Annotated in this window: 39 protein-coding genes; 15 read left to right on the top strand and 24 right to left on the bottom strand. The window is 62.2% G+C overall.

The window, feature by feature from the left end; translation table 11 throughout:
- The first annotated feature begins 86 nt into the window (after positions 1-86).
- The 15 genes from YY7_RS0116090 (at position 87) to YY7_RS0116020 (ending at position 4798) form a co-directional block, all read left to right on the top strand.
- Complete coding sequence (locus tag YY7_RS0116090; RefSeq protein WP_155255204.1) at positions 87-521, top strand: hypothetical protein; 435 nt, start codon at positions 87-89, stop codon at positions 519-521.
- 15 nt (positions 522-536) lie between these two features.
- Positions 537-812 (top strand): hypothetical protein, encoded by a 276-nt coding sequence (locus YY7_RS0116085; RefSeq protein WP_035690228.1) that lies wholly within the window; start codon positions 537-539, stop codon positions 810-812.
- An 18-nt stretch (positions 813-830) separates the two neighbouring features.
- Positions 831-1310, top strand: a complete 480-nt coding sequence (locus YY7_RS0116080; RefSeq protein ID WP_028164143.1) for a hypothetical protein — start codon at positions 831-833, stop codon at positions 1308-1310.
- 16 nt (positions 1311-1326) lie between these two features.
- Positions 1327-1542: a hypothetical protein gene (locus tag YY7_RS60375; RefSeq protein WP_155255203.1), complete on the top strand. Its 216-nt coding sequence runs from the start codon at positions 1327-1329 to the stop codon at positions 1540-1542.
- Entirely contained in the window at positions 1542-1853 is a 312-nt protein-coding gene (locus YY7_RS0116070; RefSeq protein ID WP_028164142.1) for a hypothetical protein, read from the top strand. Before YY7_RS60375 ends, YY7_RS0116070 begins: the two co-directional genes overlap by 1 nt.
- Positions 1853-2071, top strand: coding sequence for a hypothetical protein (locus YY7_RS0116065; RefSeq protein WP_028164141.1), 219 nt, complete (start codon positions 1853-1855; stop codon positions 2069-2071). The genes YY7_RS0116070 and YY7_RS0116065 overlap by 1 nt, the downstream gene beginning before the upstream one ends.
- A 2-nt stretch (positions 2072-2073) precedes the next feature.
- On the top strand, positions 2074-2247 hold the full coding sequence (locus YY7_RS60370; RefSeq protein ID WP_155255202.1) for a hypothetical protein: 174 nt from the start codon (positions 2074-2076) through the stop codon (positions 2245-2247).
- On the top strand, positions 2244-2474 hold the full coding sequence (locus YY7_RS0116055; RefSeq protein WP_028164140.1) for a hypothetical protein: 231 nt from the start codon (positions 2244-2246) through the stop codon (positions 2472-2474). Before YY7_RS60370 ends, YY7_RS0116055 begins: the two co-directional genes overlap by 4 nt.
- A complete protein-coding gene (locus YY7_RS0116050; protein WP_028164139.1) occupies positions 2471-2692 on the top strand; it encodes a hypothetical protein in 222 nt (73 codons plus the stop codon). The genes YY7_RS0116055 and YY7_RS0116050 overlap by 4 nt, the downstream gene beginning before the upstream one ends.
- A gap of 32 nt (positions 2693-2724) precedes the next feature.
- Positions 2725-2946: a hypothetical protein gene (locus tag YY7_RS0116045; protein ID WP_028164138.1), complete on the top strand. Its 222-nt coding sequence runs from the start codon at positions 2725-2727 to the stop codon at positions 2944-2946.
- 355 nt (positions 2947-3301) lie between these two features.
- Positions 3302-3502 (top strand): hypothetical protein, encoded by a 201-nt coding sequence (locus tag YY7_RS60365; RefSeq protein WP_155255201.1) that lies wholly within the window; start codon positions 3302-3304, stop codon positions 3500-3502.
- 67 nt (positions 3503-3569) lie between these two features.
- On the top strand, positions 3570-3836 hold the full coding sequence (locus tag YY7_RS0116035) for a hypothetical protein (protein ID WP_028164137.1): 267 nt from the start codon (positions 3570-3572) through the stop codon (positions 3834-3836).
- A gap of 31 nt (positions 3837-3867) precedes the next feature.
- Positions 3868-4299: a hypothetical protein gene (locus YY7_RS0116030; RefSeq protein WP_028164136.1), complete on the top strand. Its 432-nt coding sequence runs from the start codon at positions 3868-3870 to the stop codon at positions 4297-4299.
- Positions 4296-4520, top strand: coding sequence for a hypothetical protein (locus YY7_RS0116025; RefSeq protein ID WP_028164135.1), 225 nt, complete (start codon positions 4296-4298; stop codon positions 4518-4520). The genes YY7_RS0116030 and YY7_RS0116025 overlap by 4 nt, the downstream gene beginning before the upstream one ends.
- A gap of 17 nt (positions 4521-4537) precedes the next feature.
- A complete protein-coding gene (locus tag YY7_RS0116020; protein WP_196237278.1) occupies positions 4538-4798 on the top strand; it encodes a hypothetical protein in 261 nt (86 codons plus the stop codon).
- A 277-nt stretch (positions 4799-5075) separates the two neighbouring features.
- On the opposite strand, the gene YY7_RS0116010 is transcribed toward YY7_RS0116020, so the two are convergent.
- The 24 genes from YY7_RS0116010 to YY7_RS63155 all read right to left on the bottom strand — a co-directional run bounded on the left by YY7_RS0116010 (position 5076) and on the right by YY7_RS63155 (position 23509).
- Positions 5076-5405: a hypothetical protein gene (locus tag YY7_RS0116010; protein ID WP_028164133.1), complete on the bottom strand. Its 330-nt coding sequence runs from the start codon at positions 5403-5405 to the stop codon at positions 5076-5078.
- A complete protein-coding gene (locus YY7_RS61905) occupies positions 5406-5615 on the bottom strand; it encodes a hypothetical protein (RefSeq protein WP_035690225.1) in 210 nt (69 codons plus the stop codon).
- The gene (locus YY7_RS56580; RefSeq protein ID WP_028164132.1) at positions 5615-7420 is read right to left on the bottom strand and encodes a hypothetical protein; all 1806 of its coding nucleotides are present in this window, start codon (positions 7418-7420) and stop codon (positions 5615-5617) included. Before YY7_RS56580 ends, YY7_RS61905 begins: the two co-directional genes overlap by 1 nt.
- Positions 7417-7770, bottom strand: coding sequence for a hypothetical protein (locus YY7_RS0115995; protein WP_028164131.1), 354 nt, complete (start codon positions 7768-7770; stop codon positions 7417-7419). Before YY7_RS0115995 ends, YY7_RS56580 begins: the two co-directional genes overlap by 4 nt.
- Before the next feature lies 1 nt (position 7771).
- A complete protein-coding gene (locus tag YY7_RS0115990) occupies positions 7772-8368 on the bottom strand; it encodes a DUF4376 domain-containing protein (RefSeq protein WP_028164130.1) in 597 nt (198 codons plus the stop codon).
- The gene (locus YY7_RS0115985) at positions 8365-9411 is read right to left on the bottom strand and encodes a hypothetical protein (protein ID WP_155255200.1); all 1047 of its coding nucleotides are present in this window, start codon (positions 9409-9411) and stop codon (positions 8365-8367) included. Before YY7_RS0115985 ends, YY7_RS0115990 begins: the two co-directional genes overlap by 4 nt.
- 72 nt (positions 9412-9483) lie before the next feature.
- A complete protein-coding gene (locus YY7_RS56575) occupies positions 9484-10266 on the bottom strand; it encodes a YmfQ family protein (protein ID WP_051396736.1) in 783 nt (260 codons plus the stop codon).
- A gap of 10 nt (positions 10267-10276) precedes the next feature.
- Complete coding sequence (locus tag YY7_RS51765) at positions 10277-11389, bottom strand: baseplate J/gp47 family protein (protein ID WP_051396735.1); 1113 nt, start codon at positions 11387-11389, stop codon at positions 10277-10279.
- The gene (locus tag YY7_RS56570) at positions 11390-11911 is read right to left on the bottom strand and encodes a phage GP46 family protein (protein WP_051396734.1); all 522 of its coding nucleotides are present in this window, start codon (positions 11909-11911) and stop codon (positions 11390-11392) included.
- A gap of 4 nt (positions 11912-11915) precedes the next feature.
- Positions 11916-12725 carry a phage baseplate assembly protein domain-containing protein gene (locus tag YY7_RS0115965; protein WP_028164128.1) on the bottom strand — a complete coding sequence of 270 codons (810 nt, stop codon included), beginning with the start codon at positions 12723-12725 and terminating at the stop codon, positions 11916-11918.
- 11 nt (positions 12726-12736) lie between these two features.
- Positions 12737-13876 (bottom strand): phage baseplate assembly protein, encoded by a 1140-nt coding sequence (locus YY7_RS0115960; protein WP_028164127.1) that lies wholly within the window; start codon positions 13874-13876, stop codon positions 12737-12739.
- A 20-nt stretch (positions 13877-13896) separates the two neighbouring features.
- Positions 13897-14565, bottom strand: a complete 669-nt coding sequence (locus tag YY7_RS0115955) for a hypothetical protein (protein ID WP_028164126.1) — start codon at positions 14563-14565, stop codon at positions 13897-13899.
- A complete protein-coding gene (locus YY7_RS0115950) occupies positions 14562-15107 on the bottom strand; it encodes a DNA circularization N-terminal domain-containing protein (protein WP_028164125.1) in 546 nt (181 codons plus the stop codon). The genes YY7_RS0115955 and YY7_RS0115950 overlap by 4 nt, the downstream gene beginning before the upstream one ends.
- Positions 15108-15118: 11 nt before the next feature.
- The gene (locus tag YY7_RS56565; protein ID WP_028164124.1) at positions 15119-18034 is read right to left on the bottom strand and encodes a hypothetical protein; all 2916 of its coding nucleotides are present in this window, start codon (positions 18032-18034) and stop codon (positions 15119-15121) included.
- Positions 18034-18204 (bottom strand): hypothetical protein, encoded by a 171-nt coding sequence (locus YY7_RS60355; protein ID WP_155255199.1) that lies wholly within the window; start codon positions 18202-18204, stop codon positions 18034-18036. The genes YY7_RS56565 and YY7_RS60355 overlap by 1 nt, the downstream gene beginning before the upstream one ends.
- Positions 18198-18668: a phage tail assembly protein gene (locus YY7_RS0115935; protein ID WP_028164123.1), complete on the bottom strand. Its 471-nt coding sequence runs from the start codon at positions 18666-18668 to the stop codon at positions 18198-18200. The genes YY7_RS60355 and YY7_RS0115935 overlap by 7 nt, the downstream gene beginning before the upstream one ends.
- Entirely contained in the window at positions 18665-19030 is a 366-nt protein-coding gene (locus tag YY7_RS51750; protein WP_051396733.1) for a phage tail tube protein, read from the bottom strand. The genes YY7_RS0115935 and YY7_RS51750 overlap by 4 nt, the downstream gene beginning before the upstream one ends.
- 16 nt (positions 19031-19046) lie before the next feature.
- Positions 19047-20621 (bottom strand): phage tail sheath C-terminal domain-containing protein, encoded by a 1575-nt coding sequence (locus YY7_RS51745; RefSeq protein ID WP_051396732.1) that lies wholly within the window; start codon positions 20619-20621, stop codon positions 19047-19049.
- A 33-nt stretch (positions 20622-20654) separates the two neighbouring features.
- Positions 20655-20957 carry a hypothetical protein gene (locus YY7_RS0115920; RefSeq protein WP_028164122.1) on the bottom strand — a complete coding sequence of 101 codons (303 nt, stop codon included), beginning with the start codon at positions 20955-20957 and terminating at the stop codon, positions 20655-20657.
- A complete protein-coding gene (locus tag YY7_RS0115915) occupies positions 20950-21615 on the bottom strand; it encodes a hypothetical protein (protein ID WP_028164121.1) in 666 nt (221 codons plus the stop codon). Before YY7_RS0115915 ends, YY7_RS0115920 begins: the two co-directional genes overlap by 8 nt.
- Positions 21615-21974, bottom strand: a complete 360-nt coding sequence (locus tag YY7_RS0115910; protein ID WP_028164120.1) for a hypothetical protein — start codon at positions 21972-21974, stop codon at positions 21615-21617. The genes YY7_RS0115915 and YY7_RS0115910 overlap by 1 nt, the downstream gene beginning before the upstream one ends.
- Positions 21965-22357, bottom strand: coding sequence for a hypothetical protein (locus YY7_RS0115905; protein WP_028164119.1), 393 nt, complete (start codon positions 22355-22357; stop codon positions 21965-21967). The genes YY7_RS0115910 and YY7_RS0115905 overlap by 10 nt, the downstream gene beginning before the upstream one ends.
- Entirely contained in the window at positions 22350-23000 is a 651-nt protein-coding gene (locus YY7_RS0115900) for a hypothetical protein (RefSeq protein ID WP_028164118.1), read from the bottom strand. The genes YY7_RS0115905 and YY7_RS0115900 overlap by 8 nt, the downstream gene beginning before the upstream one ends.
- The gene (locus YY7_RS63155; protein ID WP_245287290.1) at positions 23000-23509 is read right to left on the bottom strand and encodes a hypothetical protein; all 510 of its coding nucleotides are present in this window, start codon (positions 23507-23509) and stop codon (positions 23000-23002) included. The genes YY7_RS0115900 and YY7_RS63155 overlap by 1 nt, the downstream gene beginning before the upstream one ends.
- Between the last annotated feature and the right edge of the window lie 26 nt (positions 23510-23535).

The raw sequence follows: 23535 nt of genomic DNA, 5'->3' as shown, positions 1-23535 counted from the left end.
GGCACGCGTCATCAAGATGTATCGAACGTACAATCTTCTAGACAAGGATCCGGCTATCGACAGAGTTCGGGTCATCCTGAAGGAGGATGAAGAGCAGCGCGCCCACAATCGAGCAACAGCATCCGAACCACATCCGCAACCAGAACCAGGGGACGAGGCGTAAAATCATGGCACGCTTCATCATGTCGTACCGTACCTACAATTGGAAAACAAAAAACCCGGTGATCGATAAAATGCGAACCGTTCTCCAGGACGAAGGGATGTTCGCCAAAAACAAACGCAAGATGCTGCACGAGCTGTCTGGCGTTGCTCTCTCGACCTTCGATGGCTGGTTCGAGGGCGACACCAAGGACCCGAAGCACGCCACCATCATGGCGACGATGTCGGCACTCGGTTACGAAGAGAAGTTCGTCAAAACCGAAAAGCTCGATTTCGAAAAGGAATTGGAAGCCGCTGCAAAGTGGCGTGAACAACAGGCGCGTGCCCGAGAGAAGGCCAAGACCAACAGCAAAAAACGATAGAGGAAACCCACAGCCATGGAAGCACAGCCTGATGGACCAGAGCTAACGATCACGCCGCAAGTGCGTCGGGTGCTGGAGCGCCGCAGCGCCCTGGACAAGATCGCTGTCCCACGCTCTTGCGCGCTCCTCCACCAGGATGTGCTGCCTGCCGTCTCGTGGTTGATGCGTCATGGCTGTATTGTCTGGATCACCCGCGCCGACGTGAGCGAGTACCGGATCGACTGCGACATCTATCAGCTGACCACCAAAGGCATCCGACTGTGCCAGCTGAACGACGTGGAACACCGATAACGCGCGTGGGAATGCAAAATGGGCTTGCACGAATTCATCGAGATCGCGTCAGAGCTGGTTGGCGAGCGCTTCGAACGAATGGGCTCAATCAGGCCGATCCTTCATTTCGTCGACGGCGAAGGCGAGGACGTCGTCATCACGATCCCGCCGGAGAACGATAAAGACATGATCGCAAGTTTGATTCGCGTGGTCTTGAAGACGGTGAATGCCAGCCGCGTCGTCTTCATCGACGAGGGTTGGATGGTCGGTGGCGAGTTGAGCGCCGAAGATCACGAACGTCTGCATCGTTTCGGCGCCAACTCTCATCCCAGGCGCGTGGAGGTGCTGATGTTCTCGGGTGAAGACGAGAAAGAAGGCTTGACGATGGCGACCCGGTTAATTCTTCGCAAGGACGACGCCAAGCCGCGCCTCGGCCCCCTGCAATTCTACTCCCTCGAGCAGGGCACGACTGAAGGCCGCTTGGTGGGATTGCTGCCGCGACGGAAACTGTCCTCATAGCGACCGAGGCCGAGGAATGACCGACAACACCAGCACCCGCCGCCGCTTCATCGCGCGCGCCACGTCCCACAAGCGGGATTGCGTCCTGTGCCACGCCGCCAAGGGCATCTGGCGCGACCCGGAGAACCGGTGGTTTTTCATTTGCGATCACTGCTTTGCCGCTGATCGACATCGATCTCACCTCGATACGCCGCGCACCACGCGGCAGCGAGCAGCACAGGAAGTTCAATGATGGCTGACCGTGCGCACCTGGAACGTCTGTCCAAAGAACTCGCTGACAATGGCTTGCTGATCGAAGCCGGTTGGGTCGGCCTCCGTTTGGCGGTGCTGCATCCCAACGCGCCGAAGGATCAGCTCGATGAAATGCGCATGGCGTTTTTCGCCGGGGCACAGCATCTGTTTAGCAGCATCATGGTGATCATGGATTCCGACCGCGAGCCGACGCCGGCCGATCTGCACAAGATGGACTTGATCGACCAGGAACTGCGCAAGTTCGCTCGAGAATTCGAGTTACGTGTCGCGCGTTCGAGGGGGTCGGCATAATGCTTGCCATCTGGGTCATTTTCGATCATCCCACCGATTACCCGGTCGGGTATATCGCTCGAAAGTTTCTTGTCAGCGTTGACGGCGACCACGCCACCCAGTGCACGATCCGGTCATCCGATCTCACCGATTTGCGTCGGTCCCTCCTCCATCGCGGTTTGATGCGCTTGCCGCGCGACTTCGCCGATGAACCACAGATCCTTGAAAACTGGTTTTAGCCATGAGCCCACAAAAAGAAGCCTGCGTCGAATTCATCTGCGAAGAATGCTGCCGCACCATCATTAACTTCGGCACCCACGACGGCATCAACGTGTGCGGCGTTTGCCGCGTCATCCGGGAGATGATGCCAGACATGCCTGCCGAGATGAAAGCCCGACTGCGGGGTGAGCAATGACGCGTATCATCTTCAGCACCAAGCAGGCGCCAGGCGCGCTGCCGAACGGCACACAGATCGTCAAGGTCGAGTCTGAGCCACGCGACGCCAATCCAATTGGCACGCGCGGCAAGGTGCTCGGCTCAATCTCGCATCCGGACGTCGGCTTGGGCTATTTCGTCGAGTGGTCGCACCTGCCCGGCGTGCCGGTCTTCGTCGTCGATTGGAAAATTGGACGCGCATCATGAGCGCGTTCACCCCCGACGAAGTCGTCAACCTCGACTTCTACCAACGTCATGGCAATTTTCATCCGTTTACCTGTCCCAACCGCAACGACGGCAATCATCGCATTGTCGGTGGCGATCTTGGCGCGCTGTTTCCGACCGTGCGCGGTTGGATTTGTCCGTTCTGCGACTACACCCAGCAATGGGCACACGGCTTCATGCTAAAGCGAGGATGGCAATGACGCTGGTAGAAGATCGAATCAGGAGATTTGTCATGACCGAAATTGTCAAAGTCCAGGTGCCGTTGGCCAGCAATGATCCGAAGGCGCCTGCCCTGATCTATGACCGCCATCAGAAGCACGTCACGCAACAAAAGCTCGACTACACGATCCTGAAACTGATGGGCACCGATCCGAAGGCCTACTTCGAAGGCGAATGGCATCCAGCCAGCCAGCGCTGGACGCTGAACCGGCGCGTCAAGGATCGGGAGTGGTAGGCAATGAAACCGATCTTCCGATTGATCAAATTCCGAATGCACGAAATGGTCGAAGAGATCGACGGCGACTGACCTGCCTCTGCCCCCAGACCCCAGTCAGTCGTTGTTGAGGCGCGGGGCGGGAACGGTAAGTTGCCATGACGAGCCGGACCTGCCTCGCGTTTTTTTACGAAGAACCTTGCAGATGCCCATGCCTCATTTCCATCTCGGCGACTTGGCGGTGATGTCCGATTTGGACCGGCCCGAACTGAATTGGCGCAGGTCAGAGGATTTCCGCGTGCGCAACACACGTCGGATTGCAGTGATGAAGGCACTGCGAAAAGCCTTCGGTGTTTACTTGGAATAGGCAATTGGAATGGGTGCGAAAGAACGCCATGAGCTTTCGCGCGCGCTCTCGCGCGTTAACGCAAAACAAACAATCATCAATAGAACAATTGCCACGTTGGCCCACTTTAAGAAGTCGCTGGATGCGACGCGTTCGGCGGTCCTGGAAGCAGAACGGCAAAATCAAAAACCAAAAAGTGCCTCCGCCAAGATCGCGCTGCCTCGCTCCTAGCGGGCCCCGGCAATTCCAGAAAGGAATTGCCGCCGGCGCACGCGTTTAAATTGACGGGAGACGATGAATGAACACCGAAGAGCAAAACGCAGCGGTTAAGCGGTTCAACGAGGAGCGCAACAAGATGCTTATGTCGCTGGACATAGATCGCTGCGCGTACTTCTTCCGCCTGGCGCGACCGGGCGTTCCCTGTCCGTCACGCGAGGTGCTTGAGATCATGATGCACAAGGCGCGCACCGCGGTCGTCAGTCTGCCGCTGGAGGCGCGGATGCACTCGAAACGTTGGCTGACAGAACGAGGGATGCAGTCAGACGATGACGGCGATTTGGGATGATACCGTGAAGATTATCGAGTGAGAGAGACCAATGGCTGTACTGATGATTGGTGCGACTGAGCGCGAAAAGATTGCCGAACTCGTCGCCTACGCCAAGGCCCACCCGCTGTCGTTTGAAACGCTCCGCGACGGCATGGTCGCCGATACCGATGTCTTGGAGCTAAAAGACCGCAAGGCCGGTTACGAACGTCCGGCGTCGCAACACGTCGTTTTCCCCGGCGGCTTCCGCGCCGCGTTCTCGATTGAGGATCAGCCCGCCGGTCTCTGCGCGCACCTCTCGGTCAGCGTCGTGGGCCGCTCGACAAAAGGCGCGTGCCCGAACCCGGAGGCGGTGAAGATGATTGCCAAGGAGTTCGGCGTCCCGTTCCCGGCCGACAAGATGTGGATGGAGGAATACGCCCCCGGCGAGTACGCGGTCAATCTGGTGTCGCTCTACGCGCCGAAGGAAGAGGGTCACGCATGACGCACCTGAAGCAACAATTCATCGCCGAGCTTGAGCCGCTACTGATCGCGTCCGAGCAGGCTATCGTCGCTGGCAACACGGCCGCATCGAGAAGATTGAGCTTGCGGATGCTGGAGGTGGCACGGAAATATGCCGACAAACTCGACCCGGCCGACTTCCGCGACGCGCTCAACAATCCGACAGCAACCGCGATTGCGAAGCGGCTGGGTGTGCAGCCGTGAGGGACCCGGTTCAGCTCGTGATGACGCGCCAGTGGGAGGCCGCGCAGCGGGGTATGCTGTCGACGTGGACGGTCTTCGACCACCCGCGCGACTTTCCCGCTGCGTTCGTGGCACGACGGTTTGAATCCGGCAAGGGCACTCCGGAGCCGGTGCCGACCGACGACATCATTGTGGCCCATGAACTGGAGCCGCTGCACGAATGTCTCGCCCGTTCCGGGCTGACGCCGCTGGCACGGATGGAAGGCGACCAGCCGCAGATCGTTGAGGTGTGGCTGTGATCGACTGTCGTTCGTGTTGGTTTTTCCGGCCACAAAAAAAGCCCTCGCCGAAGCGAGGGCTAAAGGAGTCGCGTTTGGGAGTTAAACAAAGAAGCAGGTTTAGCTTGCCTTTCACTCCAGGATCGGTCCCGACGCCGCCCGAATGGCGACGCCGTCCGATTCATTCAGGACAATGCCCACATGCCGAGCAGGATCACTGCGGCCATGGCTATCGCCCAGATCACCACCGCGCGCAGCAGGCGCAGCTCTTCTTTTTCTTCCTCCGTCAGGGCGTCTATCAAGCCGCCGCAAACGCCAGCGAACGCGCGTCCCAAATCGAGGCCAGCGCGAACTCGATGTCGCCGTCGGGCACGTTGGAGCCCAGCGCCGCCGGGTCGCTTTCGATGGCTGCCGAGATGGTGGGGTTCGATGAGATGACGTGGGCGGCGACCAGCTGCGGCTTCTCCTCGCCCCGGATCACCAAGCCTGCGTAGTTGATGCGTTCGGCGTGGTTGGCGGTGGCCGGGTCCTCGCTGGCGACGTTCTGCGCGGTCTTGAACATCAGCATCATGACGCGACCGGCGAAGGTCGGATCGGAGGCCGTGGCAATCTGGTCGAGCGCGGACATTTAGGTTGCTCCCAAGATTTCAGCGGCTGTCTTTGCGGGCTTGGTGTCGAGCTGCGGATTGATCGGCGGCTTCACCGGATCGGGCACGCCGCCGGCCGCGAGCCAGTCCTGATACTCCTGCCAATCGCGGTTGGCGGGATCGTTCGGGATGTACGCGCCATCGGCGGTGCGGATCACGATGTCGGTTGCGGTGAGCTGATAGTCCGCCATCAGAGCCTCGCATCGAAAAGGAGCGAAACGGCTGGCATGCCTGCAACGCAGCCTTGACCGACTGAGAATGTAGAACCAGCGCAAGTGAGATCGACACCGGCTGCACCAAGGCCAGATTGAAGCAGCGAGGCGCTGGTTGCAGCGGGATTGCCTCCACTCCAATTGACAATGCATAGTCCTACATTCACAACCAATAACGTCGGAGCTGCCCTCATCACCGTGCGGAACGGAACAGAGATGCGCGCAATGTTGGCCGCCGCAAGGTAGCCCGACAGACCGTAATTAGTGGTAAGCGGCGCTTGGAGATAGCGCTGGCAAATCGTTAGCTCCTGATCATACGAGCGCATGATAAACGGTGTGCGGGCAGAGGGTGGTGCCTCAACGCCCGGTAACACCATCACGCCGGTCAGGCGGAAGACATCGCTGGTGGCCCCGACACCGTTGACCTGACCGGGCGCGGCGACGAAATTTCCGGCGAGCCAACTGTTGGCAGAAGGCGCGGTGAAGGTCGTTCCGCACGCTATCGCAAAGGTGACCGACAGGCCGTTGCTGTTGTCCTTGTTCCAGGTCCCGGTTGTGTCGCCGGGGATCGTCACCGTCTTGTACTCGTACACACCCGCCGCGTTCTGGGTGTAGGTGAAGACATAGGAGCGCGCGGCCGCGATGTTGCGAACCGCACCGCAGTAGAGACCGGGCCGTGCATGCGCGGTCCAGAAGCCGATGGTGATCGGCTGCGCCCCCGACGTGCCCCACGCCAGCCGCGCCACGCGAAACCCCTCGATGACTTGCTGGAGGAGGAAGACATCGCCCGCCGCCATCGCCGCCTGCCCCGTCGAAACGGTCAGCGCCAGCAGGTTGTTGAAGCCGAAACCCGAAGCGCCAAAGGCGTACTGGCCTATGCCCACGACGGCAGTGCCGACCTTGCTGTAATACCAACCATCGACCGGATAACCGGGGACTGCAACGCCGCCCGTGCCGAATTGCTGGCTGACCTCCATCCCGCCGTTGATCTGCATGCCGTTGAACGCCAGCGCATCGAACGGGGCGGCGTAGACGTTCTGCCGCGCCTGCTGTTGCTGTGCCGCCGTCAGTGACTGCGCGACATCGAAACGCACCGCCTGCGCCGCCACGTCGGACGGGTGGATGTGATCCTCGCGCGCGAAGTTGGTCGAGACGCCGACCGCTGCAACACCATCGATCAATGGCAGCGCAGTCGCCGGACTTCCGACCCCCGGCGGGCCTTGAATGCCTTGCGGACCCTGCGGCCCGACCAGCGAGGTGCCAGCGGGCCACACGCCGCCAGCCTTCGGGCCGAACATGAAATGCGTGGTCGTGTTGATGTAAAAGTTGCCGTTGACGCCGACGCCCGCTGCCGGATCGCTGGTGCCATAAAGCACTGTGTTGCCATCGGCTCCGGGCACGCCCTGAGTGCCCTGCGGTCCCTGCACGCCCTGAATGCCCTGAGGGCCTTGCGGTCCCTGCGGCCCGACGAGCGAGGTGCCTGCTGGCCATGCGCCGCCCGCCTTCGGGCCGAACATGAAATGCGTGGTGGTGTTGACGTAGAAGTCGCCGTTGACGCCGACGCTTGCGGTCGGATCGGTCGCGCCATAGCGCACGGTGTTGCCGGATGTGCCCGTTGGCCCCTGCGGACCCATCGGGCCGACCGGTCCCTGTATCCCCTGCGGACCGGGCGGTCCCTGTTGTCCGGGCGGTCCCTGCTCGGGGACGAGGATCACATCGACGTCGCTGTCGTTGATGACCTCAACATCGGAGACCGGTTCGGTCACGATGTCCATGTCGGTCATCGCGACGGCCCCGCCTGATTGGTCAGCGTGCCGCGCCACACCGAGGTTTGCTCGGTGCCGCCCGCCGAGGTCATGACCAGCGAGTGCTCGTACTCATCGATCGGTAACCGCTCCAGCTGCGCCTGTGTGATCAGCACGCTGAACCGCCCGGCCGCCGCATCGATGATGGTGATGCCGCCTTCGTCGCCATTCGACAGGTGCAGCCACACGGTGACGTCGGTGGCGCGCTTGCGCAGCATCATGCGCAGCTGCACGCCGGTCAGATCAATCGGCACGTCAGCAACCGTCTTGTAGATGAAGCTGCGATAGAAGTCGGCGTCGTTGATGGTCGTGATGTTGACGATGGCCATGTCACGACGTCCAGCCGATGTCCACTTTTTGAGCCCGCTGCAGCGTCACGCCAAAGATGGCATCGATCTGCCCCGTGGTCGTGATGGTACCGCCGTCGACGCCGGAGACCGCCTGAGCGTAGGAATCGTAAGTGCCGGCGATGAACGTCGCGAGCTGGCTCCACAGGCTGTTGATGGCGGTCGCGTCCAGCGTGACGGTGCTGCGATCCGGCTGCACCCACGTGACGGTGAATTGCGGGTCGGCGGCGGCGACCGAGTGATAGCGCTCAAGCAAGGTCTGCGTCGAAGGACCGGTGCGGATTTCCGTCAAGCCCGCGATGCCGGTCACCGGCATGCCGCCCAGTTCCTTCTGCTCGCGCACCATGAAGGCGTAGGATTTCAGATCGACGTGGATGCGATACGGAAACAGCGCGCGCTGCAGCTCGGCGGGCGTCTGCTCCCCGGCGTCATCCCTTGGCCACGGTGTTGCGGCGTTGCCCTGCTGCGTCCACGCCACATAGGCCGGATCGTCGGACTGGATCAGCGCCGAGGTCGCGCTGGCGAACAGCCGCGCATCGTCGGCGAGCCAGTACCAATTGTAAGGATCATAGGCGCTCATGTGTACTGTCCTCCGCTCGCGGTTGTACCGGCAATCGTTCCGGGCAGATAGTTGATGCCGCCTCCCACGCTATCGATGATGCTGTTTTGCACGGCGGTATATTTTTGGCCGGTGACATTGGCGAAGCCGGTGATGGTGCCGTACTTCATGACGGTGCCGCTGGCACCGTCGCAATAGACCCAACGGGTCACGGTGATTGGATTGGGGATCGTCAAGGCCAGCAGCGCTGGCGCATAGGTCGTGTTGAGAATGCGCCCACCGCTACCGCAATAATAATGGTTGTTGGTGTTTCCCGTGACCTTGAACGGCCCGAAGCACCCGATGTAGCCGCCGTTGACCGTGATCATGTGGGCGTCGATGGTCGCGCCGAACTCGATTTGATATAGAGCGACGGTCGCGGTGCCCCACACCCAGAAGCAGGTTGACGGGACGCCCACGTCATTCGCCGCCGATGTACACTTGAAGCCATAGAAGCGATAGTCGCCGGTCCCGATCACGCCGACAGAAGGGCCGACGCTTGCTGCGATCAGGCAGTTGGCCGGGTTGGACGTGTCCCCGACATACGAGACCGTTCCAGCGCCACCGATTGAGCCGATATTGACCGGCGCGTAGGTGCCTGCCGCGACATGGACGGTAACGTTGTAGCCGTTCAAATTGAACCGCACCAAGGTGTCCTGCGCCTTCTGTAAGGTCTTGAACGGCTTGGCAGCGGAGAGCCCGTCGTTGGCGTCGTTCCCAGTAACGGCATTCACATAGTAGTCGCGCGGCGCTTGCAGAAAGCGCGAATTGACGAGACCCCAGATTGCCTTAAGCAGTTGCGTCAGGTCGGCGTTGGTCGGGGCCTGACAGAGCTGCGCGGCGTAGTCCACGTAGCCGTGGTCGTAGGCCCACTGGATCACCGCGATGATCTCGCGCTGGTCGTATTCGATACTCTCCGCTGGCGGGATCGAGCCGGCGCGGCCGATCGAGGGATCGCCGTTCACGAAGGGAACGCTATAGAGCACGTCCTCTTCTGCCAAACCGTAGGGCTGATTGTACTTCATGCGCGCGCGTCCTTTTGCGGCGGCCCGCGCCGGGGCCACCGTGTTTCAGGTCGAGAAGGGTTCAATGAGCCGTTACGGCGTGCCCGCCATCGGATCGCTCGGCTGTAGGCCGGAATAATCCCAAATGATTATCGTGTGGCCCGGCTTCCAGCGCTCCAAGACGCACTCCAAATCCTCAGCGCGACGGATACGTAAGTGCGGATCGATGCCGGTCTGGCCGCCACCGCCACCACAGCGAAACCAGACCAGGCTGGTGGTGTGGACATGCACCGTCCAATAGTAACGGTTCTCCGGCGGCCCCAATCCGTAGTTCGGCCATTCCGATAATTCGCCATCGGCGATGCGTTCGCCGTTCGGGTTGTAGACCGGCAGATAGCCGCGCACGAAATTGTCGTGAAACATCGGGTTGGAGCCGTCGCCAACGACGCGGCTGTCCCCGCAGCGATCGAGCCCGCATTCGAAGGTGCGAAATTCGGAGATCGTGATTCCGTAGCCGAGCTGGGCCGCGAAATCGATGTAGAATTGGCGCGACTGCGCGCCCCACAGCGTCATCCGCTGCACCAAGGCGCGCTGTCGTTCGCCGATGGTTTGCGGCTCGGCGTAGCATGGATCGGGCAGACCCCAATTGCGCTCCCAGTCCGGCAACAGCTCCATGGTGATGCGCGGGTCGCTCTCGCGCTCGAGGAGATCGGCGGCGCGGCCGTCGACCGTGCCCCAATATTGACAGAGGCCGTCGCACGTTTGCCAGAGCACGCTGTCGATCGTGTGCTTCGGCCAAGCCTGGCCCTGCGGCAACAGCTCGAGGAAGGCATCGCGGTATTCGTCACCGGAGCGGCGAATATGGCGATCACTCATCGGCGCACTCTCATGGCTGCTCGTAAATGATGTTCTCCAGCACCGCCATGTGCCCCACTGATTGCATGACAAAATCGTCGTCGGTCACCAGTCGGAACGACTGCACGCTCGGCGCATTCATGATGGCGTAGCTGATCCAGGCGGCGTAGATGGTCTGGCCTGGCGCGGCCTGAAGCTTCAGCATTTCGCTGACGCTGGCCTCGATCTCCGCCCTGGCTTCCTCGGTGTCGGGCACCAGCTCGGCGATCGTGATGTCCAGGAACTGCTTGATCGGCGCCAGCACGAAGCAATCCTCGACCGTGACCGGCCGCATCTTGTCGATGTAGCCGGCGACCGCGTGGATGTCCTGTTGCTCCGGCCAGCCGTCATTGTCGGCGCGCAGATCGTCCATCAGGAAGCGCACCGTCATGGTACCGATGCCCATCTCGACCGCGGCCCAGGCCCGGGTCACGCCTGGCACCGCCAGCGCCCAGGCTTCGTAATCATGCACCGCGCCGCCCATCGGCGGCTTCTGGATCCGGCGCAGGATCCGGTCGCGCAATTGCTCGTCGGTCTCGGTGTCGGTGCCGCCGGTCATCCCGACCACGGTGGCGATGGTCTCGACGCCGGGGACCGGCGGATAAATCGCCAGCGCGCTGTCGGCCGGCAGATTGCCGTACGAGCCAGGATCGAGTGCCCGGATGCTGCCGTTGACGCCGCCACTCGAGGTCTCGATGTCCTCCAAGGTCTCGAACGTCACCACGTTGTACGGCGAGTCCGATCCGGGCGGCATGGCGACGCCGCTTTGCATCTGGGTGTGAGCCGGGATCACGGCGCCGTCACCGACAAAGCGCGCGGTGCCATAGGCCAGCGTCGCCATCTTCCGACCCTTGGAGCCGTCGGCGTTGACCAGCCAGATCTGGCCGTGGCGATCGAGCCATTCGGTCTCGGCGGTGTCGGGCAATAGCTGCCGCGCCAGCCAGTCGATGTATTGCAGGGTCAGATGGCACAGCGCGCCCTGGTTGTCCGACAGCACCCGCAGCACGCTGTTGGGCACGTTGGCGTCGGCGCCAGGCAGCGACACGCGGATGCTGTCCCGCACGAGGCTTCGCACCTCGCGCAGGGCCGGTGTTTCCCAAGGCATCTATGACCCCGCTAATGCGTCCCACAGCACGGCGTAGCGCAGCTCGATCTCGCGTTCCGGGCCGCGATAGATCCGGATCAGTGCGTCGATGCGCTGCTTGTCGACCCGCGTCGCCCAGACATCGAAGCCGGTGCAAATCCTGCGATCGACGAACGGCTGGATGGCGTCGCGGATGTATTCCTCGACCAGCACCAGCGTCGCCCCTTCGCGCGAGGCGGCAGAGTTGATCTTGGCCCGCCGCAACAGCCAGAGCTTGGAGCCGATCGGCCAGCCCTTCCAGATCAGCTCGGCGTCGAGGTCGCCCCACCAGCCGCAGCGGTTGGTGGAATCCGGATCGGGCAGGATGTCGTCCTTGTCGGCCAGCGCGTCGGTGCCAAGCGCGACGATCACCGCGGTCGCCAGCGCCTGGCGATCGTCCAGCGTGCCGTTCGGCAGCAACGACCAGTCAACCGTGACCGAGTATTTCGGAAAGACGTTGTTCTGGACCAGCCGGATGTCAGGGACATTGATCTCGCCGGCCATCGGCTCAGCCGATCTTGCCCTTGCTGTTGACGCACGGGCCATCGAGCGTCACCAGCATCGAAAACGTGCCCTTGCCGGCTTCGGCGCCGAGATAGACGTTCTTGTCGGAATGAGCATGGACGTAGGTGTTGCCGTCGTCGAGCGCCATGTGGCAGGTCTTGCCACCCATCCGCGTCTTGTCCTTGGTGACTTCGACAAACATCTTCGATTTCTGACCGTCCTTGTAGAGCGCTTCCTGGCCGCGTTTCTGCTTCTTGCCATCCTCGGTGGTGGATTCCTGGCCGCCCTCGGCGAGCGGCCTGACAAATACGCCACGCTTGGCCAGCTCGGCGATCTCTTCATCACTCTGCTGCTGCACGCTGTCATTGCTCTCGCTGTCCTTTTCGAGCAAATGCATGCGCACGGTCTTGTCCTGCGGTGCAGTCCAGAAGCCGCCGTCCTTGGTCATGTGGAATTGCTGCTTGTCGCCGCGCCCGCGAAACATCGCGGTGTCGCCCTTCTCCAGCTTGAACATCCGGTGGCGGCGATCGTCGATCGTACCCGCAGACGGGAACGACCGATTGCCCCCGTTGAAGTTCACGAAGGTTTCGGCGCTACCGATGATCTTGCCCATCTGGTCTTTCTCGGCATCGAACGTCACCGACGAGAAGCCGTAGTTCTGCGCGGCCTCGATCGCCTGCCGGGTTTCGTTGGCCATGAAGTTGCCGCCCATCTCCTGCATCAGCTTGGTGTCATCGACCTTGTCGACGACGCTGCGGGCGCCGCCGGACACGTAGCCGACGAACGATGAATTGAGCGGTGTGGCACGGTGCATGGGTAACTCCGTTATGCTGATGTCTGTATCGCCGATGGCGTCGCTTCGTTGATGATCTGGCCGCCGGGCTGGTTGGGATGACGCACATCCCAGCCGAGGCTATCGCGCAACAGCCAGGGCGCGACCAGATCGAGCTTGGTCTGCGTGCCGCTTTGGCTGTCCTGGGTGAAGGTGACGCGCTGGATCTTCATCGGCATGTCCAGCATCGCCATCGGCGAATAGACGTGGACGTCATCGCCTGGCGCCCATAGCGCCTGCTCATCGCGCAGCCAGCCGTACACCGTGATCGTCGCAGTGACGTTGGTGCCGTTGTGCCAGATCGCCTCGTACCTGGCGCGGTTACAAACTTCGGCCTGGGTCTTCACCGGCTGTTCGGCCGGCGTGATCAGTTTCGAGAACATCGCGCCCGACATGCCCTTGGCGATGCATTTCAGCTCGCTGGCCTTGGTGCCGGAGTTGTCGTCGCTGGCGGCGTGTTGGCCCCGCACGTCGTGCTCGGTGTAGACGTGCTCATGATTGATGATGCACTGGCACGACTTGATGTTGATCCCCTCGACCAGTTCGGTGACGACTTGGCCGGTGTGCTCGCCGATCAAGAGGAAATTGCCGTGGGCATCCGAGCCCATCACCACGCCGCGCGGGCGCGCGATGCGCTCGAGGAAATCCCACACCAGCTCGCCGGGACTGTTCTGCAGTTTCGGGAACGGCGTCAGATCTGGCGCGCCGATCACCTTGATGCCGACGCCGTAGGGCGCGACCACTTCCTGCGCGACCTGGACGATATTCTTGTTGTCGAAATTACCGGTCTTGGTGTCGACGCTGGATTTCGCCGCATTGGCGGTCAGGCTCTTGCCGATCAGCATCACGCCGTGCTGATGCGCGTCGTAGGCGACCTGCCGGGTCTCGATGAAGCCGGTGATCGCGAGCCGGCCGGCGAGCAGGATGGTACAGGGATCATCCGGCTTGAATTGCAGCCGGGTCCATAACGGCACCTTGCCGCGTGCGGTCGTCACCAGGGTATCGCGCTCGGCCGCAGTGAACCGAAAGTGGCTGAAAGATTCCGCCCAATCGCTCCACACCTCGACGGTTTCCCAATCTTCGAAGATGTTGCCGGCGACCGCCAGCTGCGCGACTTCCTGCGGCCTCGGCATGGATCAGCGCTCGCGTGGGGTCATTGCGATAACGCCTGGCCTTGTATTGGACAGAACGCGGGGTGCACGATTTTGTTTTCCTCGCGGACTTCGTCGGCGCGCGAGGCGTCGTCATAGAGCCGATAGGCCAGCACCAGCGACGGCAGCACATCGGCAAACTGATAGTTGAGCATCCTGGGCAAGGGGCGCGCGGTCTCGACCAGGTGGTTGGTGATCGCGGCATGAAGCCTCACCAGCGCCTGGTAGCTCATCGAGTCCATGTCGTCGGCGGCGATCTCGGCGGCCTCGGCGAAGGGCTGCGACATCTCGCTCTTCCGCTGGGCGACGTCCTGCCGGCTGACGAAATCCATTGTCGCGATGATCGCGCCGGAAGTGGCGAGGCAGAACCGTACGCTGGCATTCTTCACCAGGATGCCGCCCAACGTCGTCGTGATCTCGGCATCGAGCTGCCGCCGCACACTTTCGATCTGTTGCAATGTCGTGCCGGCCAACCTGGCCTCATCGAAGCAGGCGTCGAGCGGCGGCCCGATCGCGTCCTCGATCAGCAGCTTGAAGGCGTTGGCCCGGGTGTCGCCGATCGTGGTGCGGGCCTGCGAGCAGGCGCGGCCTTTCGACGGCACGGTCGCGATCAAATTCGCCAGCATGCGATCGACGATGCCGGCGGCTTCGATCGCGTCCTGCCGTTTCATGCATTGATCTCGGCTGGCGGATTGGCGAGCACACGTTGCGCCTCGTTGCGCATGTTCCGGCTTTCATTCATTAGGGCGCCCGCGGTGTCGACGATCGGCACCCACAGCGCCGGATCGATCCCCTGCTCTTGGAAGGTCATGTCGAACACGCAAAAGCCGCCGAAGCGCTCTTCCTCGGTGACCCGGTAGCGCGGACAGACAACAATCTTGTCGCCGAGGGTCGGCAGCCGCAGCCGGCCCGGGCCTTCCTCCTCGAGCGCGAGGATCAAGCGGTTGCGCGCCAGCTGGTAGTTGCGGCGGTACAGGATGTCGTTGGCTTCGTCGTCGTAGGGATAGACGATGCAGTAGCCGCGTAGCGTGAACGCGCGCGCGACGCGGCCCATGTCCTCGGCGTAAGGCAGCTCTTTCTTCGGAAACTCGTGCTCGACGATGCGCCGGCCGCTCTCCTGGCTGTTGACCTCGCAGTGAAAGCGCGCGTTGCGGAACGACGCCTGCATCAACCGATCGCGCCACGCCGTTGGCAGGTCGAACACCGTTGCCATCGTTTTCCTCTTTAGATGTTCATCGGTTCGTCGGCGGCCTGCGCCGAACGTCGCGCCGGCTCCATCTGGGTCTGTCGGTTGACCTCGACGTCCTTGAATAGGCCGCCGCCTTCGGCGCCGACCTTGGTGCCCTTCGGCGCGTTGACATCGACGCGGATCTTGCCGCTGCCCTCGACCTTGGTGGATGCGGCCTGCGATTTGTCGATCTGCTGGCGGTCTTCGGCGAGAACGCTATAGCCACCGCCGCTGCGGAAAGCGCTCTGAGAGCTGCCACCCGGTAAGGACGCTGTTGCGCCAGCCCCTTCTCTTTGAGCCTGCCACTGCTTGATCCCGCCGGCCTTGTAGATGTCGTAGGCGCGATCGATCTGCTCGTCGCTGACCCAATCCTTGCCAGCCTCGGCTTTCGCCAGCGCGTGAAACCATGCGCGGCGTTTTTCCGGATCGTTGAGAATGTCCGCCGTGACCGTCTCTCCCGGTGCAAATCCGGGGACGCGAGACCGATGACTTCCGCTCCATTTAGAGATTGCCGAGGAGACCGTCATTCCCTGATATTTTTGTGCCAGCAATTCCATGTTGGAGGCCATGCCGCCTTCAACGGTCGAAAATTTCCCGATCTTGTTGGCGGGATCGCCGAGCACGCCAACGCTGCCGCCATACTTTGCATCTGCAGCACGCGGCCATGAAGCCCCGACATTGGCATTGCGGATCGAAGCTGGAATGCTCTTGTCGCTTGGATCATGCGGATTTGCCGTCAACCCGCCGGCAGCCTGTGCACCATCGGCCGGGGCCGGTGTTTCGCCCGCGCCCTTGCCGGTGCCGGGACCGGCGGTCTGCCCGTTGGGCGTATAGTCCGGGCGGCGCACCGTTACCTGCGATGCCGGCCGCCACTGAGTTGAGACGCCGCCACGTCCGGAGGCGGTGCCACCTTGGTTGCCGCCGAGCATCTCCACTTCCAGTTCACCGGTTCGCGGATTTTTCCGCGTGTTGCCCGTGAGAAAACCAACATGGCCGCCGGTTTGACCGGCGCGGCGGCCCCGCGCCAATACGCCAATGTCGCCCGCCTGCACGTCCCCTGATTTGACCGCCGAGCCGTAGTTCAAGAAACTCGTCGCGACCAGCGAGCCAGAACCCTTGAGGCCGGCCTGTTTGAGATTGGCGTTGACGAAGGCCGCGCACCATGCGGTGGTTGCCGGATTGACCTTGATGCCCTGCTCGCGGAAAAAGCCGCTCAGCTTGGTCTGATCTTTGATTTCGTCTTCGCCGAGATGCTGTCGCGCAAAGGCCAGCGCCGCCGCCGGTCCGACCTCACCGTTGCCGGAGGCTGCATTGCCCGCGGCGGATTGGCCGGGGCCGACGCTGCTGCCGTTCGGCGTGCCGCCGCTGCCATCGGCCGCCCCGGCGCCACCGCCTCCGGGAGCGGATGGAAACGCACCAGCGCCGCCCTGCGCGTCGCCGCTATAGCCAAAGGCCCCACCACCGACGACGCCGCCCGCGCCGCTGTAGTCGGCGGCACCACCACCGCCGCCCCAACTGCCACCACCACCGCCGAACATCGGCGCGCCGCCCGGCGTCCGTCCCAAGCCACCGCCGGGCGTGAAGGCGGCTTGCTGCACCATGTCTCGGAACGATGCCTGCTGTACCAGCGCATTGTTGGCGCCGGTCAACGAAGCCCGTTGCACCATGCCACCGTAACCTTCGCCGCCAGCGCCGATACCGCCATAGGCCGATCGATGGAACAGCCCCTTGAACATATTGCCGATCGAATTCAGCGCCCCGGTATTTTCTTCGGTCGCCTTCTTATTGTCGTCGATCGATTGCTTTTGTTCGTCGGCCTGCTTTTGCTGACCTTGCTGTTGCCTCAGTTGCTCCTGCTGCTCTGGTGTAACGCCCAGACCAAACCGACCGAACCGTTCCTGAATATTCCGTTTCGCCTCATCCGGCTTCGTTTGTGTAACTTTCGCCCATGTCTCCTCGATGAAAATGACGACTTTTTCGATCGCCTGGAATACCGAGAGGATATCCCTGAGGTCTTGATTGATGACCTTCAATCCTTCGGTCAGCGCCGGCAGCGGCAACGTCTTGATGATGTCGCTGATCGACGACCACGTCTGGGCCATTTCACCGAGCTGGTTGGAAAACTCGGTCCCCAATTGCATCCGCCGTTCTTCGGCTTTGTACCAGGCGTCGGTCTGCTCCTTGACTGCTTCGAGCGCGCCGAGCAGGCTCTTGTCCAGGAACGGCGCTGCCCACTTATTCGCGATCGAGGTCGCTTCCTGCAGCGACTTCCCTTGGTCGCGCATCAAATTGAGAATGATGTTATGTCGCGCCTGCGCGATGGCGGTATATTGCTTTTCCGCAGAATCCAGTTTCGGCAGCTGCTCGAGCAGCTCCTTCATGGCTTGAGCAGCACCTGATCCGGCAACGCCGGCATTCCGGATCATCTCGTCCTTGAGCTGGCTGCCCGCTCTCCCGACCTCCGCGATGGTGTCGGACATCTTGGCGATGTTGGACACCACCGTCTCGGCGCTGACGCCAACCGCGCCGAACTGCTCGATCATGTTCTTGATGTGAGAGCCGCCGACACCGATGGCGCGGCTTACCTGCTGAATTTCGCGCAGGCTAGCCGCCCAGTCCTTTACAAAGCCGACTCCTTTGTAGAACGCATAACCGAGCGCCGTAACGCCCAAGGCCGTGGTGGCGGAGACCTTGCCCATGTTGGCGAGCCCGCCGGCTAGGTTAGAAACCTCGCCCTCGAGCCCCTTGGCGGATTCCTGCAGCGCACTCTGTTCGCGCTTGAACTTCTCCACGCCCTGCGCGGTCGCGCCGCCGCCGAGGCTCTGCATTTCCTCGCGCAGCTTCGCGATCCCCGCCGACGCATTGTCGACGAGGCTAACGGTTAAGCGTAGCTCTTCCTCTTCCGTTGGCATTAGTCGTCTTCACTCTTGGCCTGCTGCTGTTCGCGATCGAGTTGCGCCGTGCGATGCAGATGCGTCGCGACCTCAGTCAGTGGCATGGACAGGAAGATGTCGGGGTTGACGTGGTACCAGCGCGCCAGCCGATAGCAGTCGAGGATGACGTCGTCCTCGCTGCCTACCAAGCCGCTGGATCGGGAAGAAAAAAACGCTGCAGGCGAAACGCCACGCTGTTCCAATCCCGTGGATGCATGTCCTCGATGAACGGCGGCAGGATGTCGGACAGCGCGGCGATGATGAAGGTCATCTTGCGCTCCTCGATCCGCACCTCGCCCTCCTGGTCGATCCGCACCGGATTGCCATAGCGGTTGATGTCGGCGGCGCGCGGCTCCCGCAGGGTGATCTCGCGGATCTTCTCGCCTTTGTTGTTGCGGATCGGCTTGTGCAGCAGCTTGACGGTGATCGGCCATTCTAGCTCGGTCGACCCCGGATCCTGCTCGGCCGGCGATGGCTCGATCGCCGGCTCCTGGACGGGGCGCGACTTCCTCTCGGCCGCCGGCTTCTCCGGCGTGACGTCGACCATCGGACGCGCGATCCGATTGTCGCCCTCGTCGTTGATGAAGCCTTCGCGCTTCGGGCTAACGTTCATATGCTGACCTCCTCACAGGTGACGCCTTCCCAGCGCACCCGCACCTGGCCGTCGCGGGTGTTGTTCTCGAACCCGCCCTTGCAGGTGGCCGCGATCAGCGTGTACTGCATGTGGTTGGCGAGCTGCGCCACCACGGTGACGTCGGTCTCGTCCATCAGGTCTTCCAGATAGAAGCCTGGCATGGTCGAGAGATCGGCTTCGATGTAGGGCACGCGCGGCAATTCCTGATAGCCGTGCACGCCGTCCTGTCCCGCGATCATCGTGCGTTCGACCGGTGACGGACTGACCGTGAAGTTGCCGCGCACTGCCATTTGCACGCCGTCCACCGTCAGGAAGGCGATGCCCGCAATTCTCTGTGCCATGTTTCCCTCCTAATGGTTATGCGTTCGACGCGGCGTTGTAGGGCGGCTGGTTCTGGCCGATGATGACGTTGTCGATGCCGCGGTCGTACTGCAGGCGGAACTGCGCCAGCACGGCGAAGATGCGCAGCTGGTTGATGAGGTCCGGCGGATACAGCACGTTGACGCGGTTCGGATTGTCCGGATCGCGCTCCACCAGCAGGTGCCGTTTGAAGTTGCGCAGATCTTCGACCAGGCCGCTCCACATATCCTGCTGATATTGCGCGATCAGCTCGCCCTTGATGATGCCAGGCGTGACGATGGCCTGGCCGGGTCCAAACCGCGTGCCGTCATTGGCAAGCTTATGCCTCGGGAATTTCGAGGTGATGGCGTGGCGCTGGTTGCGCAGCAGCTTGGCCAGCGTCGCCAAAGTGGTCACCAGCTCGTAGGCATCGTCGGTCTGACCGTAGAGATTCCACTGATAGGTGGTTTGCTCTCGGGCGATCATCGGCTGCTTGTCGGCGCCGATTTTCTGGATCGCAAGACCGTTCGAGGCCAACGAATTCAGCTCGGCGAAATTGAACCGCTCGTGGATGCCGGCGGCCTTGATCTTGTTGAACGACAGCGCCTGCAGCGGCCGGGCCGGATCATTGACCAGGGCGCGCTGGGCCTTGGCGGCATAGGCGGCGGCCCATTCGAAGCATGGCGACGGTGACGCCACTTCGAACGCCATGATCGATTCGACGCCGGAGTTGTGCAGCTGACCGAACAACAGCAGGTCGGCGTAGGTGCCGCGCTTGGCCGAGAACACGTGGCCGAACAGCTGGCGCTGCCAACCCCAACGGCCGTCATCGGTGAAGCCGAACTCCTGGTCCCAATCGAACAGCGACGAGCTGTCGGTGTAGGGCATCGCCACGTATTCGAACGGCTCCTCCCCCATGTTGTTGATGGCGTCGTCGAACACGGGCGTGCCGGAGCCGCCGGTCAACAGACCGTCGGTCGGCAGGGTGATCTCAAGACCGGGCGGCAGCTTCTCGCCACCGCGGGCGCCGTAATAGTTCAGCGACACCGTGATGTCGTTGGTGAGAATGCCCTTCCACATCGCGGTCAAGGTGACCGTGGCGGCTGGCGCTGGAGCTGCCACCGCCGTGACCGGCAAGGTGTCATCCTCATTGATCGCGGCAGCAATCGCCGCGGCGATAACATCGATCGTGTCGGTCGGCGTGACATTAACCGGCACATGGGTGCCGGCGATGTAGAGATGAATGGTGCCGGCCTCAGCCGGCGCCGTGACTACGGTGATGGTCCCGGATGCTGCCGCCGCGCCGACCGGCTCTGCCAGCGGCAGGCCCCAGACCTCGTTGGCGAAGTTGTTGGCGTAGTAGGCCTGAAACATGCGGGACAGTTCGCTGCCCTGGCCGAACCGCATGTCGGCCTGCGCCTGGCTGCCGATCGGAATCGGCACGTCGGGCGTGGCGTCGCCATCGGCGGTCATGATGCCGACCATCAGCGCGCGGAGATTGATCGAGGGCAGGCCGGCCATCGACGGGTCGACCTCGACCCAGTAGAGCGGCACCTTGATGTTGGCAGGGATGTTGGCAAAGCTGATCGGCATGAACGCCTCCTCTCAAATGAAAAGCGCCGCTGGTTAGGCGGCGCTGCTGGGTTCGGATCGTTGGCTGTATCGTCGTGGCGGTGGCTTCTCTTCGCTCTTCGCTCCGCTCCCCTCGAGCGTGACGGAGCCATCGGCGATCCGTCGCTTGGTGAAGCGATCGTTCGGCCATTCGCTCGAGCCCTCGGGCCGGAAGCCCATGCCGTTCGGATGCTTCAAAACCTTGCGCAGCTCATCACTGGCCGGCAGCACCCGCACGCCCTTCGGTTGGAACGACCGCACCTTGGCGAGGCGCTCATTCTGACGCTGCTTGCGCAGCGAAATGTTTTTCTCAGTCATCTGCTTTCTCCGTTTCCTTTTCAGGTGCAGGGGCGAAGACGTACTTGGCATGCAGCTGTTGACGCTGCGCCATCTCTTCGGGGGTATCGCCGATCTTGATCCCGGTGCTGACGTCGATCTCGTCGAGCGTGTCGGTGATCTCCGGCCACCAGTCGGTGCGATAGAAACACGAGACGTCGTACTGCAGCTCGGCGACCGGGGTTTCGTTGTTGAACTGCGCGGTGCCGAACACATGGCGGCGGGTGCCGCGGGTGATACTCTCGATCCGCGTGTTGTCCGGGTTCGAAATGCCGGTATGTGGATTGTAGGTGTCCAGCACGTTCATGATGTACTGGTCACGCCACAGTCGCTGCATGATGTGCCAGAACGCGGCGTCGATGGTCTGCTCCGCGACCACCGGATCGTTGTGGGCGATGATCACCGAGAAGCCGATCCGCAATGTATGTGAGAACCGAATGCAGCCGGCGTTGGGATCACCGTCGGGCAACATGGTCTCGTCGATGATGTAGACGCCGAGATAAGGGATCAGCTCGCTCTGCACCTGCAGCATCTTGTTCTTGCGCTTGTGGTAGTTGGCGAAGAACAGATCGGCAGCCAGCACGTCGTAGAAAATGTCGCGGATCACCAGGGAATAGCTCTGGGTGTCGGTGATGCCCATCAGCCGGTCCTGGTGTCGATCTTCTTCAATTCGAGCACGGTCTGGCCACCGCCGTCGCTGGTGGTGTCGGTGACCTGGTACTCGCCTTTCGGCACGCCATTGCAGTCCGCCGGAATGATGACGTGATCGTTCTGCTGCGGCAGCACGCTGAACTCGCTCTCGCGGATGTCGAGAATGGTGCGCTGATCGGAATAGATGTGATGGTCCATCCCCATCACATCGGCGCTGTAGGTGTTGAGGATGCCGCGCCCTTGATAGCTGCCGGCCATCGGCTGCGAGGCGAACGGCACGAACGTCACCGGCACCGCCCAGACGTCGAAGATCGACGCCTGCAGCAGCACGTCGAGGTTCACGGCCATTGCATTGCCTCTTGCGTCAAGGTGAGCATGCGCTGGTCAAGCTGATCCTTCAGCACCTCGCGCAGGATCGGCCGGTTCGAAGCCGGCTGCCGGCCAGGACCGGCGCCCTTGGGCCGATAGGTTTTCGGCCCACGCGCAGTGTTCGGCTGCTTGCCGGACTGCTGTGGTCGCTCGAACCGCGCGCGCGGCCAGATCAGGGTGATCGCCGCGGTCTGGTTGCCGGGCGCGGCGACCGTCATGTTCGGATATTTGCGGCGCATGTCTTCGCGCTGCCAGGTGGTCAGCTCTTGCGGCACGGCCTGATGCAGATTGCTGACCTGTTTGGCGAGCGTGTCGAACTTGGTCACCAGATTGATGACGTCGTCGAGTACGACGCTAAACATAGATCCGCATGTACTTGTAGAGCAGCGCGTTGACGGTATCGCCGGCCATGCCGATCGGGCCGCTGCCGCCCATCTTCGCCATCGCGGCGTTGACATCGAAGAATTGCACGCGGCTTTCCCGGTGCGAGATCGAGCGGATGCCGCTGGTGAGCTGTTGCGCGGCTTGCATGCGCGCCGCGCCGACCATGATCGCCAAGGCCTGCTTCAAGGCCGGCGGCGTCTCCTCGGGCAAATCGTAGCCGCCGGAATAGGTGATGCGGAGTGGCTCCGACCAGGAGCTGAAGAGTTGCAATTTGCCAGTGCGGTTCTCGATCTCATAGCTCACCGGATCGATCACGGTGCCATTCGCGCTCACCAATTCGACGTCGGCATCGGCGACCGGATAATGGGTGAGAAAGATCCGACCATTTTGCGTGTCGTAAGGCGGCAGATCGCCGCGCCAGGTCTCCTCGACCTTCTCCTTGGCAAACACCCGATTGCACATCGTCGCGATCACGTCGGAATACTGCGTGATCCACGTCTCGAGTTGGGGATCGTCGGTCGTCGCCGAGGGCGAGATTCCGAGCATGATCTTCATCTCGTCGAGCGTCACCAGATCATAGCTGTCGGCCGGCGCCAGCACCTTGATCGTGATGTCAGCCATTAGCGTGTCTCGATGTGGAATTGCTCGAACAGGCGGCGCAACCGCAGCGGCTCGATCTCGCCGTCCGACGTGACCAGCGTGACCGAATAGTCCTCGGGGTCGACCTTCCAGCCCACCACCGTCAGACCAGGCAGGCCGCGCTCGCCGCGCTGCCCTGGTGCGCCCTGCTCGCCCTTCGGTCCCGGCTTGCCAGGCTTGCCGGCGGAGGCGATCAGCTGCCAACCGTCGCCGGGGCATGGTCCGGGATTGTCTTTGCGGGCGATGAAGCTGGAGCCGTTCAACGCGACGATGTTAAACGCGCAATAGATCCCGCCATCGCGGTAAGTGCCGACGATGGTCGGCATCACGGCATCGCGGCCATCCTGGCCGGCGGCGGCCAGGCAGATCCAATCCTTGTGCGGCGGCTTCTGCGCGGTGTCTTTCTTGGCTTGCCAGGTGGCGCCATCGCAGAAAACGACGTCGCCCGCATAGGAGACGTCGTCGTCGGTCCAGGCGCGGACCATCGGCAATGCACCGGTCTCGCCCCTGTCCCCCT

The organism is Bradyrhizobium elkanii WSM2783 (assembly GCF_000472865.1).
Taxonomy (GTDB): Bacteria; Pseudomonadota; Alphaproteobacteria; order Rhizobiales; family Xanthobacteraceae; genus Bradyrhizobium; species Bradyrhizobium elkanii_A.
The sequence above is the reverse complement of the archived record's forward strand: the minus strand, read 5'-3'. Positions and strand labels throughout refer to the sequence as shown.

What these genes read in the sequence shown, in the direction of transcription:
- YY7_RS0116090 (WP_155255204.1), top strand. Translation starts at nt 87, where the DNA reads ATGAAGAGCAGCGCGCCCACAATCGAGCAACAGCATCCGAACCACATC.
- YY7_RS0116085 (WP_035690228.1), top strand. Translation starts at nt 537, where the DNA reads ATGGAAGCACAGCCTGATGGACCAGAGCTAACGATCACGCCGCAAGTG.
- YY7_RS0116080 (WP_028164143.1), top strand. Translation starts at nt 831, where the DNA reads ATGGGCTTGCACGAATTCATCGAGATCGCGTCAGAGCTGGTTGGCGAG.
- YY7_RS60375 (WP_155255203.1), top strand. Translation starts at nt 1,327, where the DNA reads ATGACCGACAACACCAGCACCCGCCGCCGCTTCATCGCGCGCGCCACG.
- YY7_RS0116070 (WP_028164142.1), top strand. Translation starts at nt 1,542, where the DNA reads ATGGCTGACCGTGCGCACCTGGAACGTCTGTCCAAAGAACTCGCTGAC.
- YY7_RS0116065 (WP_028164141.1), top strand. Translation starts at nt 1,853, where the DNA reads ATGCTTGCCATCTGGGTCATTTTCGATCATCCCACCGATTACCCGGTC.
- YY7_RS60370 (WP_155255202.1), top strand. Translation starts at nt 2,074, where the DNA reads ATGAGCCCACAAAAAGAAGCCTGCGTCGAATTCATCTGCGAAGAATGC.
- YY7_RS0116055 (WP_028164140.1), top strand. Translation starts at nt 2,244, where the DNA reads ATGACGCGTATCATCTTCAGCACCAAGCAGGCGCCAGGCGCGCTGCCG.
- YY7_RS0116050 (WP_028164139.1), top strand. Translation starts at nt 2,471, where the DNA reads ATGAGCGCGTTCACCCCCGACGAAGTCGTCAACCTCGACTTCTACCAA.
- YY7_RS0116045 (WP_028164138.1), top strand. Translation starts at nt 2,725, where the DNA reads ATGACCGAAATTGTCAAAGTCCAGGTGCCGTTGGCCAGCAATGATCCG.
- YY7_RS60365 (WP_155255201.1), top strand. Translation starts at nt 3,302, where the DNA reads ATGGGTGCGAAAGAACGCCATGAGCTTTCGCGCGCGCTCTCGCGCGTT.
- YY7_RS0116035 (WP_028164137.1), top strand. Translation starts at nt 3,570, where the DNA reads ATGAACACCGAAGAGCAAAACGCAGCGGTTAAGCGGTTCAACGAGGAG.
- YY7_RS0116030 (WP_028164136.1), top strand. Translation starts at nt 3,868, where the DNA reads ATGGCTGTACTGATGATTGGTGCGACTGAGCGCGAAAAGATTGCCGAA.
- YY7_RS0116025 (WP_028164135.1), top strand. Translation starts at nt 4,296, where the DNA reads ATGACGCACCTGAAGCAACAATTCATCGCCGAGCTTGAGCCGCTACTG.
- YY7_RS0116010 (WP_028164133.1), bottom strand. Translation starts at nt 5,405, where the DNA reads ATGTCCGCGCTCGACCAGATTGCCACGGCCTCCGATCCGACCTTCGCC.
- YY7_RS61905 (WP_035690225.1), bottom strand. Translation starts at nt 5,615, where the DNA reads ATGGCGGACTATCAGCTCACCGCAACCGACATCGTGATCCGCACCGCC.
- YY7_RS56580 (WP_028164132.1), bottom strand. Translation starts at nt 7,420, where the DNA reads ATGACCGACATGGACATCGTGACCGAACCGGTCTCCGATGTTGAGGTC.
- YY7_RS0115995 (WP_028164131.1), bottom strand. Translation starts at nt 7,770, where the DNA reads ATGGCCATCGTCAACATCACGACCATCAACGACGCCGACTTCTATCGC.
- YY7_RS0115990 (WP_028164130.1), bottom strand. Translation starts at nt 8,368, where the DNA reads ATGAGCGCCTATGATCCTTACAATTGGTACTGGCTCGCCGACGATGCG.
- YY7_RS0115985 (WP_155255200.1), bottom strand. Translation starts at nt 9,411, where the DNA reads ATGAAGTACAATCAGCCCTACGGTTTGGCAGAAGAGGACGTGCTCTAT.
- YY7_RS56575 (WP_051396736.1), bottom strand. Translation starts at nt 10,266, where the DNA reads ATGAGTGATCGCCATATTCGCCGCTCCGGTGACGAATACCGCGATGCC.
- YY7_RS51765 (WP_051396735.1), bottom strand. Translation starts at nt 11,389, where the DNA reads ATGCCTTGGGAAACACCGGCCCTGCGCGAGGTGCGAAGCCTCGTGCGG.
- YY7_RS56570 (WP_051396734.1), bottom strand. Translation starts at nt 11,911, where the DNA reads ATGGCCGGCGAGATCAATGTCCCTGACATCCGGCTGGTCCAGAACAAC.
- YY7_RS0115965 (WP_028164128.1), bottom strand. Translation starts at nt 12,725, where the DNA reads ATGCACCGTGCCACACCGCTCAATTCATCGTTCGTCGGCTACGTGTCC.
- YY7_RS0115960 (WP_028164127.1), bottom strand. Translation starts at nt 13,876, where the DNA reads ATGCCGAGGCCGCAGGAAGTCGCGCAGCTGGCGGTCGCCGGCAACATC.
- YY7_RS0115955 (WP_028164126.1), bottom strand. Translation starts at nt 14,565, where the DNA reads ATGAAACGGCAGGACGCGATCGAAGCCGCCGGCATCGTCGATCGCATG.
- YY7_RS0115950 (WP_028164125.1), bottom strand. Translation starts at nt 15,107, where the DNA reads ATGGCAACGGTGTTCGACCTGCCAACGGCGTGGCGCGATCGGTTGATG.
- YY7_RS56565 (WP_028164124.1), bottom strand. Translation starts at nt 18,034, where the DNA reads ATGCCAACGGAAGAGGAAGAGCTACGCTTAACCGTTAGCCTCGTCGAC.
- YY7_RS0115935 (WP_028164123.1), bottom strand. Translation starts at nt 18,668, where the DNA reads ATGAACGTTAGCCCGAAGCGCGAAGGCTTCATCAACGACGAGGGCGAC.
- YY7_RS51750 (WP_051396733.1), bottom strand. Translation starts at nt 19,030, where the DNA reads ATGGCACAGAGAATTGCGGGCATCGCCTTCCTGACGGTGGACGGCGTG.
- YY7_RS51745 (WP_051396732.1), bottom strand. Translation starts at nt 20,621, where the DNA reads ATGCCGATCAGCTTTGCCAACATCCCTGCCAACATCAAGGTGCCGCTC.
- YY7_RS0115920 (WP_028164122.1), bottom strand. Translation starts at nt 20,957, where the DNA reads ATGACTGAGAAAAACATTTCGCTGCGCAAGCAGCGTCAGAATGAGCGC.
- YY7_RS0115915 (WP_028164121.1), bottom strand. Translation starts at nt 21,615, where the DNA reads ATGGGCATCACCGACACCCAGAGCTATTCCCTGGTGATCCGCGACATT.
- YY7_RS0115910 (WP_028164120.1), bottom strand. Translation starts at nt 21,974, where the DNA reads ATGGCCGTGAACCTCGACGTGCTGCTGCAGGCGTCGATCTTCGACGTC.
- YY7_RS0115905 (WP_028164119.1), bottom strand. Translation starts at nt 22,357, where the DNA reads ATGTTTAGCGTCGTACTCGACGACGTCATCAATCTGGTGACCAAGTTC.
- YY7_RS0115900 (WP_028164118.1), bottom strand. Translation starts at nt 23,000, where the DNA reads ATGGCTGACATCACGATCAAGGTGCTGGCGCCGGCCGACAGCTATGAT.